We start from the raw sequence: 17192 nt of genomic DNA, 5'->3' as shown, positions 1-17192 counted from the left end.
CGCGTGTGGCGCTAACCTGCGTTCATCTTATGGAAGAGAGAATGCGTCATGGACAACCAGTCTTCAGCTCCATCGGTTTATCAACTGGCCCCCGAGCAAGTCGCGGGGCCTTATTTTCGCAATCCCAAACTGCTGCGCCGCAACATCAGCGAAGGCGCCGAGGGCCTGCCGTTGCTGCTGCGCCTGACCATCGTCGATGCCATGACCGCCGAGCCGGTCAGTGGTGCGCTGGTGGATATCTGGCACTGCAACGCACGCGGCGCGTATTCCGGCTGGAGTCGGGTCAACCCGGATCTGGAAGTCGACGTCGAGGATATCGGCTCGATCCCGCGAACCGACGATGACACCTACCTGCGCGGCGGTCAGTTCAGCGACCACAAGGGCAGGGTGCGCTTCACCACGATCTATCCGGGTTTCTACGCCGGGCGAGCCCTGCACATTCACGTGGCGGTGCGCATCGTTGCCGGCAATGAATATCTGGAGGAGCGCAATGTAGCCTGGGTCGGCCAACTGTATTTCCCGGAGGTGGTCTCCCGCGGCGTGCTCAACAACAAGGCCTATCGCGGGCGAGGCTCGGCGCCGGTGTGTAACGCCGACGATGCCTACTACACCACTATGGGCGGAGAAGCATCGACCCTGACCGTCTGGCCGATCGGCCGCGACTCGCACGAGGACGGCTACTTTGGCCACCTCACGATCGGCATCGACACCTTTGCGGTGTCGTCGCAGATCAAGCCCGAGGACTTCGACAAGTACACGGTTTAACGCAGTTCGTTCAGCGCCTGAACCAGCAGCTGGATTTCCGTCGCCGTGGTGGTCAGCGACGGCGTGATACGGATGCATGGCCCACAGGCCGCGCCGTTGCGCACCACGGTGAACAGGTTGTAGTCGTTGAGCAGGCGTTCGACCATCGCCTGCTGGTCGGCATGACGGGTAAAGCGTAGCGAGGTGATGCCGCAATACAGACGCGGATCGTCCGGGGTCGTGACTTCGATGCCCGGCAGATTGCGCACGGCGCTCACCCACAGGTTGCGCAAGTAATTCATCCGCGCGCCTTTGGCGGCCGCGCCACCCAGTGCGCGGTGTTCCTCGAACACCAGTGGCAAGGTCATCAACGCCGGAATGTTCGGCGTGCTGTAAGGCGTGCGCGAACGGATGTCGTCAGCCGAAAAATGCATCTCGCCCATGTCCGGGTCGATGTCGGCCAGGCGCTGCGGTGCAATGTAGATAAAGCCGAGGGTCAGCGGCGAGCCGATCCACTTGTGCAGGTTGTACCCGGCGAAGGCGATGCCCAACGCTTCGAGGTCGAACTCGATCTGCCCGAGAGCATGGGCGCCATCAAGGATGATATCGACGCCATGCTCCTTGGCCAGCGAGGCAATGGCCTGCACCGGCATTACCAGCCCGGTGCGGTGGGTGACGTGAGTCAAAGCCATCAGCCTGAGCTTGGGATAGCGGGTAAAGGCTTCGCGGTAAGTCGCCAGCAGGCTGTCGAAGCTGGCCGGGTGGGCGTGCTCGATCTCGATCACCTCGACCCCGCGATGCTGCGCCAGCCAGCGCATGGCGCCCTTGACCGTGTCGTACTCCAGATCGCAGATCAGCACCTGGTCGCCTGGCTGCAGGCGGTTGTAGTTGCGGATCAGCGATTGCAGGCCGGCAGTGGCGTTGTGGGTAAACGCCACGCTTTGCGCGCGGACGCCGATCAGCTCGGCCAGTTGCGCGCGGATGTCGAGGAGGTCGTGCTGTTCGAAACGTTGGCGCACGTAGATCGAGTTGCTGTTGTTGATCAGCTCGACGTTGCGCTGATACTCCTCGATCACGGTGCGCGACATCCGTCCGAAGTAGCCGTTCTCCAGGTTCACGGGGCCGGGGTGGCGATCGTAACGGTCGGCGAAGGTTTGCCAGAAGGCTTCGTCTCGGGCGCGGCGGGTGTTATCGGGCATGGTCGACTCGACTCGGATCAGGATGACGCCTCAGTGGCGCGGGGCAGGCTTGCCATGTTTGGCGCGCAGCGGTTCGAGCAGTTCCGACAGGCCGTTGTGATCGATTTCCTGCATCAATGCCAGCAGCCCGCCCAGTTCTCCATGGGGAAAACCTTCCCGGGCGAACCAGTTCAGGTACGGGCCCGGCAGGTCGGCAATGATCCGGCCCTTGTACTTGCCGAAGGGCATTTCGCGGGTGATCAGCAGTTCGAGCTTTTCAGGGTTCATCGTTGAAATCGTCTGGGTTTGAAAACACGTTGGAAAATACAGGCATTCTGCATGCAGGCCAAATGACAGATCATGCAAATAACAGGCATACAGAATTTTGTTTTATTTTTAAGTCATTGAAAATTAACGATTAATTTCTTTTCGAAAAGCTGGCACGACCACTGCAACACTCCTTGCATCTTTCACCACGCAAGGAATTGAAAAATGACTGACATGAATAAAGAAGCCATCTCCGTCCTCAACGACCTGATCGAAACCAGCAAGGACGGTCAGGAAGGCTTCAAGACCTGCGCTGAAGACATCAAGCACCCAGAACTGAAAGCCCTGTTCACCCAGCGCTCTGCCGATTGCGCCACGGCGGCGGCCGAGTTGCAGGCGGCCGTGCGTTCGATGGGCGGCGATCCGGAAACCTCGACCAGCGTCAGCGGTGATCTGCACCGTCGCTGGGTCGACGTCAAAGCGATGTTCACCGGCAAGGACGAAGAGGCTGTGCTCAACGAAGCCGAGCGCGGTGAAGACCACGCCCTGAAGGCTTACCGTGAAGCGATCGAGAAGATCAACAAGCACAACCTGGTCGGCATTCGTGACCTGGTGGAGCGTCAGTACCACGGTGTGCAACGCAATCACGATCAGGTGAAGGCGCTGCGTAACCAGGCTCGCGCACGCTCGTAAGCGTTCGAAGCCCACAAAAAACGCCAGCTGGTCTGGCGTTTTTTTGTGCCCGGATTTAACCGAGGACGATCAGCCGATGCTGATGGCCGGCAACGTCGGGAGGGTTACGGTCTGTTGCTTGCGCGGCGCCAGGATCTCGGCCTCGCCGTCCACCACCAGCTCATCGCGCTGGTTGAATACGCGCGTGGCAATACGCACGCGGAATTTCGGCAGTTTCTCCAGAATCTCCAGACGTACTGTCAGGGTGTCGCCGATCTTCACCGGCTTCTGGAAGCTCATCTGCTGGCCAATATAAATGGTGCCCGGTCCAGGCAGCTCGCAAGCCACGGCCGCACTGATCAGCGCACCGCTGAACATGCCGTGGGCGATGCGTTCCTTGAACATGCTGGCGGCGGCGAACTCGGCGTCCAGGTGCACCGGGTTGTGGTCACCGGACATCGCGGCGAACAGCTGAATGTCGCGTTCCTCGACAGTCTTGCTGTAGCTCGCGGTCTGGCCCACTTCGAGGGCTTCGTAAGGGATGTTGGTAACCTGGGTCATGGGTCTGAATTCCTGTGACGGATGAAATGAATCCACAAAAAAATTATTCGCTGCGGTGCGGCCGGCGATGGCTCAAGGCCTGGTCGATCCAGGCCAGCACATCGGCGGTCACTTCGTCGCGGTTGCTCTCGTTGAACAATTCGTGCCGCGCCTGCGGGTAGATCGTGAGTTGCAGGTTCTGGCTGCCGGCCGCGCGCAAGGCATTGGCCAGATCAGTCAGACGCTTGCCTTCGCTCACCGGATCACATTCGCCGCCGATCACCAGCAGCGGCAGGCCCGGATCAATCTGGGCGAGATTGGACGCTTTGCTGATTTGCTGCAACCCGCCGAGCAAGTCGATCCACAACTGATTGGTGCAGCGAAAGCCGCACAGCGGGTCGGTGGCGTACTTGTCGACCTCGACCGGGTCGCGACTCAGCCAGTCAAACGCGGTGCGCGCCGGTTTGAATTTATTGTTGAACGAGCCGAACGACAGCCATTCGATCAGCGCGCTGCGACCCTTGGCGCCCTGGCGCAGCTTTTCAAACCGGGCGATCTGCCGGGCCGCGCGGTACAGCGCAACCGGCTGGAAATTCGAGCCGCTGAGAATCGCGCCATGCAGGCTGGCGCTGTGATGCAGCAGATAAGCCTGGGCAATGTAACTGCCCATGCTGTGCCCGAGCAGCACGATCGGCACGCCCGAATGACGTTGGCCGAGGAACTGGTTGAGGCTGGCGAGATCCCCAACCACCTTGCACCAGCCGTCGTCGTCAGCGAAGTGCCCGAGCGTCCCATGATCGGCCGTTTTGCCATGGCCGCGCTGATCGGGTGCGTACACACCGTAGCCTTCGGCGCAGAACGCCTCTGCCAGCCGAGCGTAGCGGGCGCTGTGTTCCGCCATGCCGTGGGCCAGCAGAATCACCGCTTTCAGCGGCGCGTTCGGCAGCCACAGGTTGACGAAGAGGCGGCTGCGGTCACTCGCGTCCAGCCAGAAGGTGTCGTGGATCATGGCGATTCCTTTTGCGGCCTGTTTTTGCTCAAGCGTCTTGCAGAGCTTGCATTGTATAGCGCGTCCGATCAGCTCACGCCACGGCAGGAAGATTCACACGATCAATGACGAGCTTGCCCATATTTGCCTGATTGACCATAGCTGCTAGTGTCCGTGAAGCCCCGCTTTTTGCTCTCGGCTTTTTCAGGGACCGAAAGAAATGACAGCGAAGCGGCCCCGGATCGGCTCAGGTAAAGAGGACAAGAACAATGCAACCTGATTTCTGGAATGACAAACGCCCGGCGGGCGTACCCCTGGACATCGACGCGGGTGAGTTCAAGTCGGTGATCGAGGTGTTCGAGCGTTCCTGCAAGAAATTCGCTGATCGCCCGGCGTTCAGCAACATGGGCGTGACCCTGACCTACGCCGAGCTGGAGCGCCAGAGCGCCGCGTTCGCCGGTTATTTGCAAGCCCACACCGATCTGGCGCCGGGGGATCGCATCGCGGTGCAGATGCCCAACGTCCTGCATTATCCGATTGCCGTGTTCGGCGCGTTGCGCGCCGGGCTGATCGTGGTCAACACCAACCCGCTGTACACCGCGCGGGAGATGCGTCACCAGTTCAAGGACTCCGGCGCCCGGGCGCTGGTGTACCTGAACATGTTCGGCCAGAAGGTCCAGGAAGTGCTGCCGGACACCGACATCCAGTATCTGATCGAAGCGAAGATGGGCGACCTGATGCCCACCGCCAAGGGCTGGCTGGTCAACACTGTGGTCAGCAAAGTGAAGAAGATGGTGCCGGCGTATTCGCTGCCCCAGGCGATTTCCTTCAAGAGCGCGTTGCGCATGGGGCGGGGCCTGGGCATCAAGCCGTTGAAGGTCGGCCTGGATGACATCGCCGTCCTGCAATACACCGGCGGCACCACCGGCCTGGCCAAGGGCGCGATGCTCACCCACGGCAATCTGGTGGCGAACATGCAGCAGGTGCGCGCCTGCCTTGGTCAGTTCGGCAGCGACGGCCAGCCGCTGTTGCGCGAAGGGCAGGAGGTGATGATTGCGCCGCTGCCGCTTTACCACATCTATGCCTTCACCGCGAATTGCATGTGCATGATGGTGTCGGGCAACCACAACGTACTGATCACCAACCCGCGTGACATCGGCGGCTTCATCAAGGAGCTGAAGAACTGGAAGTTCTCGGCGCTGCTGGGGCTCAACACGCTGTTTGTCGCGCTGATGGATCACCCGGACTTCAAGACCCTGGATTTCTCCACCCTCAAGCTCACCAACTCCGGCGGCACCGCGCTGGTCAAGGCCACCGCCGAGCGTTGGGAGCAGATCACCGGTTGCCGGATTACCGAAGGTTACGGCCTGACCGAAACCTCGCCGGTGGCCTGCACCAACCCGTACGGCGAGCTGTCGCGGATCGGCACGGTCGGCCTGCCGGTGCCGGGCACCTTGTTGAAGATCATCAACGACGACGGCGTCGAGCAGCCCCTGGGCGAGCGCGGCGAGTTGTGCATCAAGGGCCCGCAGATCATGAAGGGCTACTGGAACAAGCCCGAGGCCACCGCCGAAGTGCTGGATGCCGAGGGCTGGTTCAAGTCCGGCGACATTGCAGTCATCGACCCGGACGGTTTCGTGCGCATCGTCGACCGCAAGAAAGACATGATCATCGTCTCCGGTTTCAACGTGTATCCGAACGAAATCGAAGACGTGGTGATGGCCCACCCGAAAGTTGCCAACTGCGCAGTGATCGGCGTGCCGGACGAGCGCTCCGGCGAGGCGGTGAAGCTGTTTGTGGTGGCGCGGGAAACCGGAGTCAGCCTGGAAGAGCTGAAGGCCTACTGCAAAGAAAATTTCACCGCTTACAAGGTGCCAAAACACATCGTGCTGCGTGAGTCGTTGCCGATGACGCCTGTCGGGAAAATTCTGCGCAGAGAGTTACGCGATATCGCATAAAAGAATTGCGCTTCACTCTATCGCGAGCGGGCTCGCTCCCACAGGATCATCAGTGAACCTGTGGAAGCGAGCCCGCTCGCGATTTTTTTGTTTCAAGCCCCCGAAAACCGGGACTTTCAAGGTGTTATAGGATTTTTGCTCTAAAATGACTGCCAGTAGTTCTTGAGTCATGAAAATGACTGTAGGGGCCGCTTTTGGCTCTAGTCGACCCTTGGCAAAGCTGCTACTCTCGGCGCGCTTTGTGACTTCTCGGCCTTGTAAAAAGCCAGACTCACCAATAAACAAACACCAATAATAATCGCATCAAATGCGGTGCTGAATTCGCGTTGCTGAGGAGTGGGCTTCCATGATCGAAGACTTTTGGAAGGATAAGTACCCCGCTGGAATTGCTGCCGACATCAATCCAGACGAGTACCCGAATATTCAGGCAGTGTTGAAGCAATCCTGCCAACGCTTCGCCGACAAACCGGCGTTCAGCAACCTGGGCAAGACCATCACCTACGGTGAACTGTACGAATTGTCCGGTGCGTTTGCCGCTTATCTGCAACAGCATACCGATTTGCAGCCCGGTGATCGAATCGCCGTGCAACTGCCCAACGTGTTGCAGTACCCGGTCGCCGTCTTCGGTGCCATCCGTGCCGGGCTGATCGTGGTCAACACCAACCCGCTGTACACCGCGCGGGAAATGGAACACCAATTCAACGACTCCGGTGCCAAGGCGCTGGTGTGCCTGGCGAACATGGCGCACCTGGCCGAAGCCGTGGTGCCGAAAACCGGCGTCAAACACGTCATCGTCACCGAAGTCGCCGACCTGCTGCCGCCGATCAAGCGCCTGTTGATCAACAGCGTCATCAAGTACGTGAAAAAAATGGTCCCGGCCTATCACCTGCCAAAAGCCGTCAAGTTCAACGACGTGCTGAGCAAGGGCCAGGGCCAGCCGGTGGCAGAAGCCAACCCGGACAGCGGCGACGTCGCGGTGCTGCAATACACCGGCGGCACCACCGGCGTGGCCAAGGGCGCGATGCTCACTCATCGCAACCTGGTCGCCAACATGCTGCAGTGCAAGGCGCTGATGGGCTCCAACCTCAATGAAGGTTGCGAGATCCTGATCACGCCACTGCCGCTGTACCACATCTATGCGTTCACCTTTCATTGCATGGCGATGATGCTGATCGGCAACCACAACATCCTGATCAGCAACCCGCGCGACCTGCCGGCGATGGTCAAGGAACTCTCGAAGTGGAAGTTCAGCGGTTTCGTCGGCCTCAACACGCTGTTCGTGGCCCTGTGCAACAACGAAGGTTTCCGCAAGCTGGATTTCTCGGCGCTGAAAGTCACCCTGTCCGGCGGCATGGCCCTGCAACTGGCCGCAGCCGAGCGTTGGAAAGCGGTCACCGGTTGCCCGATCTGCGAAGGTTACGGCATGACCGAAACCAGCCCGGTGGCCACGGTCAACCCGATCCAGAACATCCAGATCGGCACCATCGGCATTCCGGTGCCGTCGACCCTGTGCAAAGTCATTGACGACGCCGGTGTCGAGCAGCCGCTGGGCGAAATCGGCGAGCTGTGCGTAAAGGGCCCGCAAGTGATGAAAGGCTACTGGCAGCGTCAGGAAGCCACCGATGAAATGCTCGACAGCGAAGGCTGGCTGAAGACCGGTGACATCGCGCTGATCCAGCCGGACGGCTACATGCGCATCGTCGATCGCAAGAAAGACATGATTCTGGTGTCCGGTTTCAACGTGTATCCGAACGAACTGGAAGACGTGCTGGCGGCCCTGCCGGGCGTGTTGCAGTGCGCAGCCATCGGCGTTCCGGACGAAAAATCCGGCGAGGCGATAAAGATCTTCATCGTCGCCAAACCGGGTGTCACCCTGACCAAGGAACAGGTGATGGAGCACATGCGCGCCAACGTCACCGGCTACAAGGTGCCGCGTTCCGTGGAGTTCCGCGATGCGTTGCCGACCACCAACGTCGGCAAGATCCTGCGTCGCGAACTGCGTGACGAAGAGCTGAAGAAGATCAAGGCGAAGAACGCCGCGTAAAACAGAAAGCCCCGCAGATGCGGGGCTTTCTGTTGGTGCAGAGCAGAGCCTGGATTATGCGGTGAACCTGCCCCTCACCCCAGCCCTCTCCCGAGGGAGAGGGAGCCGATCGGGGGGCTGTTCAAAACCCGAGTTCGGCTCGATATCTCAGGTCGACGTACCTTGTCCAATCACCTCGGTCGGTCCCCTCTCCCTCTGGGAGAGGGCTAGGGTGAGGGGGGAGGGGCCCCCGAAATCTTACTGGCGGAACGGCGCAAAGTTCACGTTGGTCCCCGCCGGGCGCATGTCCTGCAGGTACGAGTCCTTGTCGGCGCTCAGTTCCAGGCTCAGGGCAGCCTTGCGTTTGCCTTCGTTGCGGATCACCAGGCCTTCGAGTTTCTCGCGCAGGAACACGGTCGGCACTTTCAGATGCAGCAGTTCGTCGGTGGCCGGGGTGTGCATCAACAGGTGGATCCACTCGTACTGACCGATCGCCAGGCGCGACACCGGCAGGTCGAACCACCAGATGTTGCGGTTACGGTTCAGTTCGGCGAAGTGGCAGTTGTTGGTGCCGAGCACGGCACCGCCCAATTCCTGGTTGCGACGGGCGATGGCCTGCTTTTTATCGAGTTTCATAACATTCCTGCGGGGTCGGTTCTGTGGCGCCTGGCGCCCTTTTGATGGGCATTCTCGGGGGTACGCTCGTAAACATAAAGCCCAACCTGCACACCGCGACGAAATGAAGCCCTGAAAATAAATGAAACTTGGCGCAAACCGGGTCAGTCAATCATTACGTACTGACTTTTCCCGTTAATGTTCCAAGGAGAATCACCATGGGTAGCACGAGCGATAAAGTGAAAGGCATGGCCAACGAAGCGGTCGGCAACGTCAAGCAAGGTGTCGGTAAAGCCACCGATAACACTAAACTGCAGGCCGAAGGCAAAGTGCAAGAGAAGAAAGGCGAGGCCCAGCAAGCGGTGGGCAAAGCCAAGGACGCGGTCAAGAAAGGCGTCGACAAGGCCTGATCAGGCCTTGAACGAAACAGCGAAGCGGCCATCCAAGGATGGCCGTTTTCGTATCCCGCTCACATGCGGTCAAGGAACACAGTGTTTCAAAGTCGCCAAGTAAGCTACTTTGATAAGAGAAAAACGGCCCCTGAGTCGCCACGACTTCAACCTGTTTTGCGGCGAAAGGAGACGCGAATGATTTTTCCGGACATGAAAGGTCTGCCCCTGCACCGGGTGATGGTGCGCACGGTCACCGAATTCGTCGACGACGAGATGTCGACCTATGCCTCGGCACTGGCCTACCAGATGCTGTTCTCGCTGTTCCCGTTCATTCTGTTCCTGATTGCCCTGATCGGTTTCCTGCACCTGCCGGACTTCTTCTCCTGGCTGCGCCTGCAATCGGAGCTGGTGTTGCCGCCCCAGGCGCTGGAGCAGGTCAACCCGGTGATCGATCAACTGCAGCAATCCAAGGGCGGCCTGCTTTCGGTGGGTATCGTCATCGCCCTGTACACCGCGTCTGCCGGCGTGCGCCTGATGATGAGCGCGATGAACGCCGCCTACGACGTGGTCGAGGGCCGGCCCCTGTGGAAGCGGTTTCCGCTGTCGATCATCTACACCGTCGGCATTGCCGGCATGTTGCTGGTGGCCGCAGCGCTGATGGTGCTCGGCCCGCAGGTGATGGGCTGGATCGCCGCGCAGGTCGGGCTCGAAGAAGTCATCGTCACCCTGTGGACCATCGCCCGCTGGCCGGTGATCGTGATCCTGATGATGGTGGCCGTGGCGCTGATCTACTACGTGATGCCCGACGTCAAACAGGAATTCCGTTTCATCACCCCCGGCTCGGTGCTGGCGGTGGTGGTGTGGATCATCGCGTCCCTGGGCTTCGCGTTCTACGTCAAGACGTTCGCCAACTACAACGCCATGTATGGCAGCATCGGTGCGATCATCGTGCTGTTGCTGTATTTCTACATTTCCGCCGCCGTGTTGTTGCTCGGTGCGGAGATGAATGCGGTGATCGAACACATGTCCAGCGAGGGCAAGGATTCGGGCGAGAAAGTCCCCGGCGAACTCGATGAACATCCCAAACAACACGTTTCCGGCCTCGGGCGCGATCACTCGCTCAAGCCGAACACTGACGAAGCCTGATCATGATCCGTGAAATCCTGAAGATGGGCGACGAACGCCTGCTGCGCATCGCGCCGCCGGTGCCCGCCGAAATGCTCGACAGTCCCGAGCTGTGGCAATTGATCGACGACATGTTCCAGACCATGGAAAGCGTCGGCGGCGTCGGTCTCGCCGCGCCGCAGATCGGTGTCGATCTGCAACTGGTGATCTTCGGTTTCGAGCACAGCGAGCGTTATCCGGACGCCGAAGCAGTGCCGCAGACGATCCTGATCAACCCGCTGATCACGCCGCTCAGTCCGCTGATGGAAGAGGGCTTCGAAGGCTGCCTGTCGGTGCCGGGCCTGCGGGGCGCGGTGGATCGATACCAGCGGATCCGTTACGAAGGCGTCGACCCCAAGGGTGAGCCGATCTCGCGGGTGGCCTCAGGGTTCCATGCGCGGGTGGTACAGCATGAATGCGATCACCTGATCGGGCGCCTGTACCCGTCGCGCATTACCGATTTCAGCAAGTTCGGTTTTACCGAAGTGATGTTTCCGGATCTCGATCCCAACGCTGACGACTGACTAGCCCGCGCGCGGTGCCAGTTCCATGGCAATCATCGGCTTGCTCCGCGCATAACGACTCAAGCGCTCGGCCATGGCCTGGGGCAGGGCAGGATCGAAAGTGAAGCCGCGCCGCTCGTAGAATCCGCGCAAGTCCGGGTGGCAGAACAGCCACACCGGCATATCCACACCCTTCACCGCTTCGGCAATCAGCTGCGCGGCAATGCCTTGCTCACGGCAGGCCGGATCGACGAACAACCCGGTCAACCAATGTCCGCCGAACACCGGCCGCAGGCACAGCGCCGCCACGATTTCCTCCCGCCGCGCCACCCACAATTGCGCCTCGCGCACGGCTTTCATCGACGATTGATGCTGGCGGTAGAACTTGTTCATCAGGGGCCAGGACAGGTCATCGAGCTGGCTGTAACGGATGTCGGTCATGAATCGGACTGCCGGTGCAAAAGCCGCGGATTATAAAACAACGTGCCCGCCGGGATAGGTGTATACCTGATCTCACATCCCCTCTGAGTGGAGTACGCATCATGTCCAAAGGTATGGATTCGAAAAAAGCCGCGAAGAAGAAACCGGCCAAGACCGCCATCGAAAAACGCCACGAGAAGAGGGCGAAAAAAGTCGACATCTTTGGCCATTGATCACGCCGTTCGGGAGCCCGGATCCGGGCTCCTGTCTTGCCTTGAAAACAGCCCGCAAAAATAATCTGCAAGATTTCCCGTTGGTGTTGCACAGAACGATCAGACCCTCGTTCCGAGCCACGCCATGCCCCACTATTTCGACGATGCCCATCGCCTACAGATCGAAACCCTGCGCCAGCGCTTCACCGCCCGCACCGAGTGGCCGACCTGGCTGCTGCTGATTGGCATATATGGTGGCTGGTTCGCGATTGTGCTGGGCAGCGAATGGCTCGGCGTCTGGTGGAGCACGCTGCTGCTGATTCCGTTACTGGTGCTGTGGCTGTCGGTGCAGCACGAATTGCTTCACGGTCATCCGACGCGCTGGACCTTCGTCAACAAAATCCTCGGCTATGCGCCGTTTGCGGTGTGGTATCCCTACACGCTGTATCGCGACAGTCATTTGCAGCACCATCGCGACGAAGACCTGACGATTCCCGGCGTCGATCCCGAAAGCCGTTACCTGAGCGCCGAACGCTGGCAGGGCCGTTCGTTGTTCGAACGCAGCCTGCACTGGCTGAACAAAACCGTATTGGGCCGATTCATTCTTGGCGCGCCGCTGGCGTTGCTGGCGCTGGCCGGTGAAGAACTGCAACGTCTGAAAAGCGGCGAGCGCCAGGCCTGGCTGATGTGGTTGACCCACGGCGCCCTGACCGTGCTGATGCTTTTTTTCATCGCCCGCTACAGCGTGTTGCCGGTCTGGCATTACCTGTTTTTGATCAGTGTGCCGGCGCTGTCGATCGCGATGGTTCGCTCCTACTATGAACACCGACCGCACACGCAACCGGAGCAGCGCACGGTGCTCAACGAAGCCGGATGGCCGTGGCGCTGGCTGTTCCTGAACCTGAATTTCCATCTGGTGCATCACGACTTGCCGAAGCTTTCGTGGTACGACTTGCCCGAGGCCTACCGCATGCGCCGGGAACAGTGGGTGGCGCGCAGTGGCGGTTTTCTGGTGCAAGGATATGGGCAATTGTGGCGCCGGCACGGCATCAAGCCGATCGACAGCCCGCAGCATCCTTTTATTTGAGGCCAGCATGACGTCAGGTTACGCAGAACTGTTGATGTACATCGCACCCGAGCCGATTCGCGCGGCGAACGAGCAGTGGCTGGCGCGGATTCTCGAACACCTGGGCCGTTCGCGGCTCGATGCCGACGGCTTGTCGTTGCTTGAACTTTGGCGCTCGCCTGATTTGTTGCTGACCCAGACCTGCGGCTATCCGCTGATGACCGCGCTGCGTGGGCAGGTAAAGATTGTCGGTCGTCCGCGTTACGAATTGCCTGACGCCACTGCCGGCAATCATTGCAGCCTGATCCTCACCCGTGCCGATGATCCGCGCCGCAATCTGGCGGAGTTCTTCGACAGTCGCGGGGTGATCAACAGCGAGGACTCCAACAGCGGCATGAACCTGTTGCGTCAGCGTTTGGCGCCGCTGCATCGGGACGGTCAGTTTTTCGCCTCTGTGGGCATCAGTGGCGGGCATCGCGAAAGCCTGCGCTGGTTGCGCGAAGACCGCGCCGATCTGGCGGCCATCGACAGCGTGACCTTTGCGTATCTGGCGCAATACGCCGCCGCAGAGGTCAGCGGCTTGCGGGTGGTGGCACGCAGTGCGTTCAGCCCGACCTTGCCCTTCATCACCGCAGCCAGCACGACGGACGAGCAGATCGAACACCTGCGCCGGGCGATGAATCGCAGCCTTCAAGATCTGCCCGATGTGGCCCGCATCCTCGGTTTGCCCGAAGTCCTGCCCGCCAGTGAAAGTGATTACCTCGTCCTGCTGGATTATCAGCGCGAGGCCGAAGAACTGGGTTATGGCCGCTTGCGCTAGCAGTCTCTTGTAATTCACTAATGGAATATAAAAATTCTTTTTAAGTATTTTTAACGCATAAGGCGCCTTGCTAGGATCGCGCCACCGGACGACCGGACATTCAGCGACCCTTGACCAAGGAGCCCCCATGTCCGGCGCCGACTCATCCCATCGCAATCATGTGCACACGTTGTTTGGCGACCATTACCAGTGGTTGTGCACACGTCTGCGTCGGCAATCGAATGATGCGGCCACCGCCGAAGACATCGCCGCCGAAACCTTCGCGCAACTGCTCGAAGCGCCGGGCCTGACCGCCATCCGTGAACCCCGCGCCTTGCTCACCACCATCGCCCAACGCCTGCTGTACGAGCGCTGGCGGCGGCGTGATCTGGAGCGTCGGCATTTGCATCAGCTTCATCAGGGTGACTTCGATCACCCGCCGTCTCCCGAAGAACTCGCCGACCTGTCGCAGAGCCTCAAGCACCTGGACCGGACGCTCCAGCGCCTGCCGGGCAAGGTGCGTTCGACCTTCCTGCTGGCGCGAATCGACGGCCTGACCTACCCGCAAATCGCCGCCGAACTGGGTATCTCCCAGCGTTCGGTGAGCCTGTACATGACCCGCTCCCAGGCCTTGTGCAACCGCCACAGCGCCAACCAAACCCTGATTTCCTCCCAGAACAAGAGGTCCGCATGAGATCGCTCAAAACCCTGCTCGGCAGTTCGCTGCTGGCCCTGACCCTGACCGCCGGCCACGCCGTGGCAGCGGAAAAAACCGCGCCGATCCACTTCGGTGACATCACCTGGGAAAGCGGCAGTTTCATCACCGAAGTGCTGCGCCTGATCGTCGAGAAAGGCTACGGCTACCCGACCGACACCCTGCCGGGCAGCACCGTCAGCCTGGAGGCGGCGCTGGCGAAAAACGACATTCAGGTGATCGGCGAAGAGTGGGCAGGGCGTAGTCCCGCGTGGGTCAAGGCTGCCGCCGAGGGCAAGGTGTTCGGCCTCGGCGACACGGTGAAGGGCGCCACCGAAGGCTGGTGGGTGCCGGAATACGTGATCAAGGGCGACCCGGAGCGCGGGATCAAACCGCTGGCGCCGGAACTGAAATCCGTGGCCGATCTGCCGCGCTACAAGGATGTGTTCAAGGACCCGGAAGACCCGAGCCGCGGGCGCTTCCTCAACAGCCCGACCGGCTGGACCTCTGAAATCGTCAACAGCCAGAAACTCAAGTCGTATGCGTTGAACGACAGTTACGTCAACTTCCGCACCGGCTCCGGCGCGGCGCTGGATGCCGAGGTGGCGTCGTCGATCAAGCGGGGCAAACCGGTGCTGTTCTACTACTGGTCGCCGACGCCGCTGCTCGGTCGCTTCAAACTGGTGAAGCTGGAAGAGCCACCGTTCGACGCCGAAGCCTGGAAAACCCTGGCCGATGCCACCAACCCCAATCCGAGAGGCACCCGCTCGATGCCGGCGAGCCTGGCGATTGGCGTGTCGGCGCCGTTCAAGGCGCAGTATCCGGAGCTGGTGACGTTCTTTGAAAAGGTCGACTTGCCGATCGATCTGTTGAACCAGACCCTGGCCGGGATGAGCGAGAAGCGCCAGCAGCCACGCCAGGTCGCCGAAGCGTTCCTGCGCGATCAACCGCAAGTGTGGAAGCCTTGGGTGCCGGATGATGTGGCGAACAAGGTGAGTGGGAGTCTGTAGTTCTTTTCTGATATTTCTGTAGTGCTGCACCGACGCCATCGCGGGCAAGCCCGCTCCCACAGGGTTGTGCGCAATGTTAAAGCCAGCGTGGTACCTGTGGGAGCGCGGCTTGCCCGCGATGGCGTCCGACCGGCAAAAACGTTTTCGCGCTGAACCGTTTCTCGTCCGCTTCCTGTCCGAACTCCCGCATTACTGGCCGACTAGTGGCCTTGCGCAAGGCCTTGCGCTGTCTATGCTCATTCATAACTAACTATGTCGACCGCCATTCAAAGCGCTCCGACGGCAATCGGTTAGCCGTGAACAAAGCTGCCAGAGTGCGCAATCCAAGGCACCGACACTTGACCGACAAGGAGCTGTTTTTTAAATGGAAGTTCTTTTGCATGTTAGGAATGGCCCGCCTGCGGGCTATCAAGAAAAGGATGTCTTGATTAGAGCGTCGCTGCATGGACTCTTTGATTAATCATCGTTTATCACCTGACAACTTCCTCCCGTGGAGGAAGGCGTGTGCCTGTTCTGTGGAACGTAGTGGTGGATTCTGAAAGACCTGAACTTTCATCAAATCAAAAGAACGCGCGGAAGGTGATAGAGACATGTTCAACCTACATCACAAGGCTGATCTGCAGGAAATCGAACGTTTCAGCTGTGCCCTGACCGAAGCCAACGCCAAGCTGGCGGCGATCAGCCGTTCGATGGCAATGATCGAATTCACCCCCGAGGGCATCGTTCTGGATGCCAATGAGAACTTCTGCAAGACCATGGGCTACAGCGCCGAGGAAGTGTGCGGCAAACACCACCGGATCTTTTGTGAAGAAGCGTTCTATCGCAGCGAGGAATACGCCAGGTTGTGGCGTGACCTGGCCCGTGGCGAACCCATCAGCGGCACTTTCCTGCGCTTGAACAAGAGTGGGCGGGAGATCTGGCTCGAAGCCAGTTACATGCCGGTGTATGGCCCGGACAAACAAGTCCGCAGTGTGATCAAAGTGGCGGCGGACATCACCGCGCGCGTGAACAAGGAAAAAGAAGAAGAGAGCATGCTGGCGGCGATCGGTCGCTCTATGGCGGTGATCGAGTTCACCCCGGAAGGCAATGTGATCACGGCCAACGACAACTTCCTCAAGACCATGCAGTACTCGCTCAACGAAATCGTCGGCCATCACCACAGCCTGTTCTGTCACCGGGTCGAAGCAGAATCCGCGCAATACAAGGCGTTCTGGGCTTCGCTCAATCGCGGCGAATATCACTCGCACCGCTTCGAGCGCAAGAACAAGTCCGGGCAGACCGTTTACCTCGAAGCTTCTTACAACCCGCTGTTCGACGCCAAGGGGCGGTTGTACAAAGTGGTGAAGTTCGCCAGCGACATCACCCACCAGATGACTACCTTGCAGACTGCTGCGGAATCGGCCCACAGCACCTCGGTACAAAACGACGCCTGTGCGCAAAAAGGCTCACAGGTCGTGCAGCAAACGGTGCAGATCATTCAGGACATTTCCCGCGACCTCAACGAGGCGGCGCTGAGCATCGATGCGGTCAGCAAACAGTCGGACATCATCGGCACCATCGTTCAGACCATTCGCGGCATTGCCGATCAGACCAACCTGCTGGCGCTCAACGCCGCCATTGAAGCGGCGCGGGCGGGTGAGCACGGGCGGGGTTTTGCCGTGGTGGCGGACGAGGTGCGCAGCCTCGCGGCGCGGACCAGTCAGGCGACCCTGGAGATCGTCGATGTGGTGCGCAAAAACCATGAGCTGTCGTTAAGCGCGGTGTCGAGTATGCAGTCGAGCCTGAGCCGCACCGGGCTCGGGGTGGAACTGGCGAACGAGGCGGGGGATGCGATCCGCGAGATTCAACAGGGTTCGCGGCATGTGGTGGATGCGATCAGTCAGTTCAATGAGACGTTGCAGTTGAACTGACTGATCGCAACATCCGAAAAACCTGTGGGAGCGGGCA

18 protein-coding genes and 1 pseudogene are annotated in these 17192 nt (G+C 59.9%); 13 read left to right on the top strand and 6 right to left on the bottom strand.

Annotation, left to right across the window (positions count from 1 at the left end):
* Window positions 1-48: 48 nt before the first annotated feature.
* Window positions 49-765, top strand: coding sequence for an intradiol ring-cleavage dioxygenase (locus L6D74_RS25390; RefSeq protein ID WP_221397979.1), 717 nt, complete (start codon window positions 49-51; stop codon window positions 763-765).
* Here the strand turns inward: L6D74_RS25390 and L6D74_RS25385 are convergent.
* The gene (locus L6D74_RS25385) at window positions 762-1943 is read right to left on the bottom strand and encodes an aminotransferase class V-fold PLP-dependent enzyme (RefSeq protein WP_236190927.1); all 1182 of its coding nucleotides are present in this window, start codon (window positions 1941-1943) and stop codon (window positions 762-764) included. The genes L6D74_RS25390 and L6D74_RS25385 overlap by 4 nt on opposite strands.
* 30 nt (window positions 1944-1973) lie before the next feature.
* A complete protein-coding gene (locus tag L6D74_RS25380) occupies window positions 1974-2210 on the bottom strand; it encodes a DUF3820 family protein (RefSeq protein WP_003213031.1) in 237 nt (78 codons plus the stop codon).
* A gap of 204 nt (window positions 2211-2414) precedes the next feature.
* On the opposite strand from L6D74_RS25380, the gene L6D74_RS25375 reads away from it, so the two are divergent.
* Window positions 2415-2882: a ferritin-like domain-containing protein gene (locus tag L6D74_RS25375; RefSeq protein ID WP_064598919.1), complete on the top strand. Its 468-nt coding sequence runs from the start codon at window positions 2415-2417 to the stop codon at window positions 2880-2882.
* Between the two features lie 69 nt (window positions 2883-2951).
* Here the strand turns inward: L6D74_RS25375 and L6D74_RS25370 are convergent, their stop codons facing one another.
* Window positions 2952-3422, bottom strand: coding sequence for a MaoC family dehydratase (locus L6D74_RS25370; protein WP_003227420.1), 471 nt, complete (start codon window positions 3420-3422; stop codon window positions 2952-2954).
* 43 nt (window positions 3423-3465) lie between these two features.
* The gene (locus tag L6D74_RS25365) at window positions 3466-4410 is read right to left on the bottom strand and encodes an alpha/beta hydrolase (RefSeq protein ID WP_236190926.1); all 945 of its coding nucleotides are present in this window, start codon (window positions 4408-4410) and stop codon (window positions 3466-3468) included.
* 248 nt (window positions 4411-4658) lie between these two features.
* Between L6D74_RS25365 and fadD2 the strand changes: the two genes are divergently transcribed.
* Entirely contained in the window at window positions 4659-6347 is a 1689-nt protein-coding gene (gene fadD2, locus L6D74_RS25360; protein ID WP_236190925.1) for a long-chain-fatty-acid--CoA ligase FadD2, read from the top strand.
* A gap of 346 nt (window positions 6348-6693) precedes the next feature.
* Window positions 6694-8391, top strand: a complete 1698-nt coding sequence (gene fadD1, locus L6D74_RS25355) for a long-chain-fatty-acid--CoA ligase FadD1 (protein WP_074688296.1) — start codon at window positions 6694-6696, stop codon at window positions 8389-8391.
* A gap of 237 nt (window positions 8392-8628) precedes the next feature.
* Here the strand turns inward: fadD1 and L6D74_RS25350 are convergent, their stop codons facing one another.
* Complete coding sequence (locus L6D74_RS25350; RefSeq protein WP_007951149.1) at window positions 8629-9006, bottom strand: hypothetical protein; 378 nt, start codon at window positions 9004-9006, stop codon at window positions 8629-8631.
* A 197-nt stretch (window positions 9007-9203) separates the two neighbouring features.
* On the opposite strand from L6D74_RS25350, the gene L6D74_RS25345 reads away from it, so the two are divergent.
* The 3 genes from L6D74_RS25345 to def all read left to right on the top strand — a co-directional run bounded on the left by L6D74_RS25345 (window position 9204) and on the right by def (window position 11065).
* Window positions 9204-9395 carry a CsbD family protein gene (locus tag L6D74_RS25345; RefSeq protein ID WP_064598911.1) on the top strand — a complete coding sequence of 64 codons (192 nt, stop codon included), beginning with the start codon at window positions 9204-9206 and terminating at the stop codon, window positions 9393-9395.
* Between the two features lie 177 nt (window positions 9396-9572).
* A complete protein-coding gene (locus L6D74_RS25340) occupies window positions 9573-10523 on the top strand; it encodes a YihY/virulence factor BrkB family protein (RefSeq protein WP_039766115.1) in 951 nt (316 codons plus the stop codon).
* A 2-nt stretch (window positions 10524-10525) separates the two neighbouring features.
* Window positions 10526-11065, top strand: coding sequence for a peptide deformylase (def, locus tag L6D74_RS25335; protein ID WP_064598909.1), 540 nt, complete (start codon window positions 10526-10528; stop codon window positions 11063-11065).
* Here def and L6D74_RS25330 read toward each other — a convergent pair whose 3' ends face one another.
* Window positions 11066-11485 carry a GNAT family N-acetyltransferase gene (locus L6D74_RS25330; RefSeq protein ID WP_085647322.1) on the bottom strand — a complete coding sequence of 140 codons (420 nt, stop codon included), beginning with the start codon at window positions 11483-11485 and terminating at the stop codon, window positions 11066-11068.
* 336 nt (window positions 11486-11821) lie between these two features.
* Here L6D74_RS25330 and L6D74_RS25325 point away from each other — a divergent pair, with 336 nt between their 5' ends.
* The 6 genes and pseudogenes from L6D74_RS25325 to L6D74_RS30200 all read left to right on the top strand — a co-directional run bounded on the left by L6D74_RS25325 (window position 11822) and on the right by L6D74_RS30200 (window position 17155).
* Complete coding sequence (locus tag L6D74_RS25325; RefSeq protein WP_236190924.1) at window positions 11822-12763, top strand: fatty acid desaturase; 942 nt, start codon at window positions 11822-11824, stop codon at window positions 12761-12763.
* A 7-nt stretch (window positions 12764-12770) separates the two neighbouring features.
* On the top strand, window positions 12771-13562 hold the full coding sequence (locus L6D74_RS25320; RefSeq protein ID WP_236190923.1) for a phosphate/phosphite/phosphonate ABC transporter substrate-binding protein: 792 nt from the start codon (window positions 12771-12773) through the stop codon (window positions 13560-13562).
* 127 nt (window positions 13563-13689) lie between these two features.
* A complete protein-coding gene (locus tag L6D74_RS25315) occupies window positions 13690-14235 on the top strand; it encodes a sigma-70 family RNA polymerase sigma factor (protein WP_085610775.1) in 546 nt (181 codons plus the stop codon).
* Window positions 14232-15245, top strand: a complete 1014-nt coding sequence (locus tag L6D74_RS25310) for an ABC transporter substrate-binding protein (RefSeq protein ID WP_236190922.1) — start codon at window positions 14232-14234, stop codon at window positions 15243-15245. The genes L6D74_RS25315 and L6D74_RS25310 overlap by 4 nt, the downstream gene beginning before the upstream one ends.
* 590 nt (window positions 15246-15835) lie before the next feature.
* Window positions 15836-16606: pseudogene (locus tag L6D74_RS30205) on the top strand (PAS domain-containing protein); the annotation flags it as partial.
* A 9-nt stretch (window positions 16607-16615) separates the two neighbouring features.
* The gene (locus L6D74_RS30200) at window positions 16616-17155 is read left to right on the top strand and encodes a methyl-accepting chemotaxis protein (RefSeq protein WP_371320920.1); all 540 of its coding nucleotides are present in this window, start codon (window positions 16616-16618) and stop codon (window positions 17153-17155) included.
* The last annotated feature ends 37 nt before the right edge of the window (window positions 17156-17192 follow it).

Origin of the sequence: Pseudomonas pharyngis (genome assembly GCF_021602345.1) — a bacterium.
Lineage (GTDB): Bacteria > Pseudomonadota > Gammaproteobacteria > Pseudomonadales > Pseudomonadaceae > Aquipseudomonas > Aquipseudomonas pharyngis.
The sequence above is the reverse complement of the archived record's forward strand: the minus strand, read 5'-3'. Positions and strand labels throughout refer to the sequence as shown.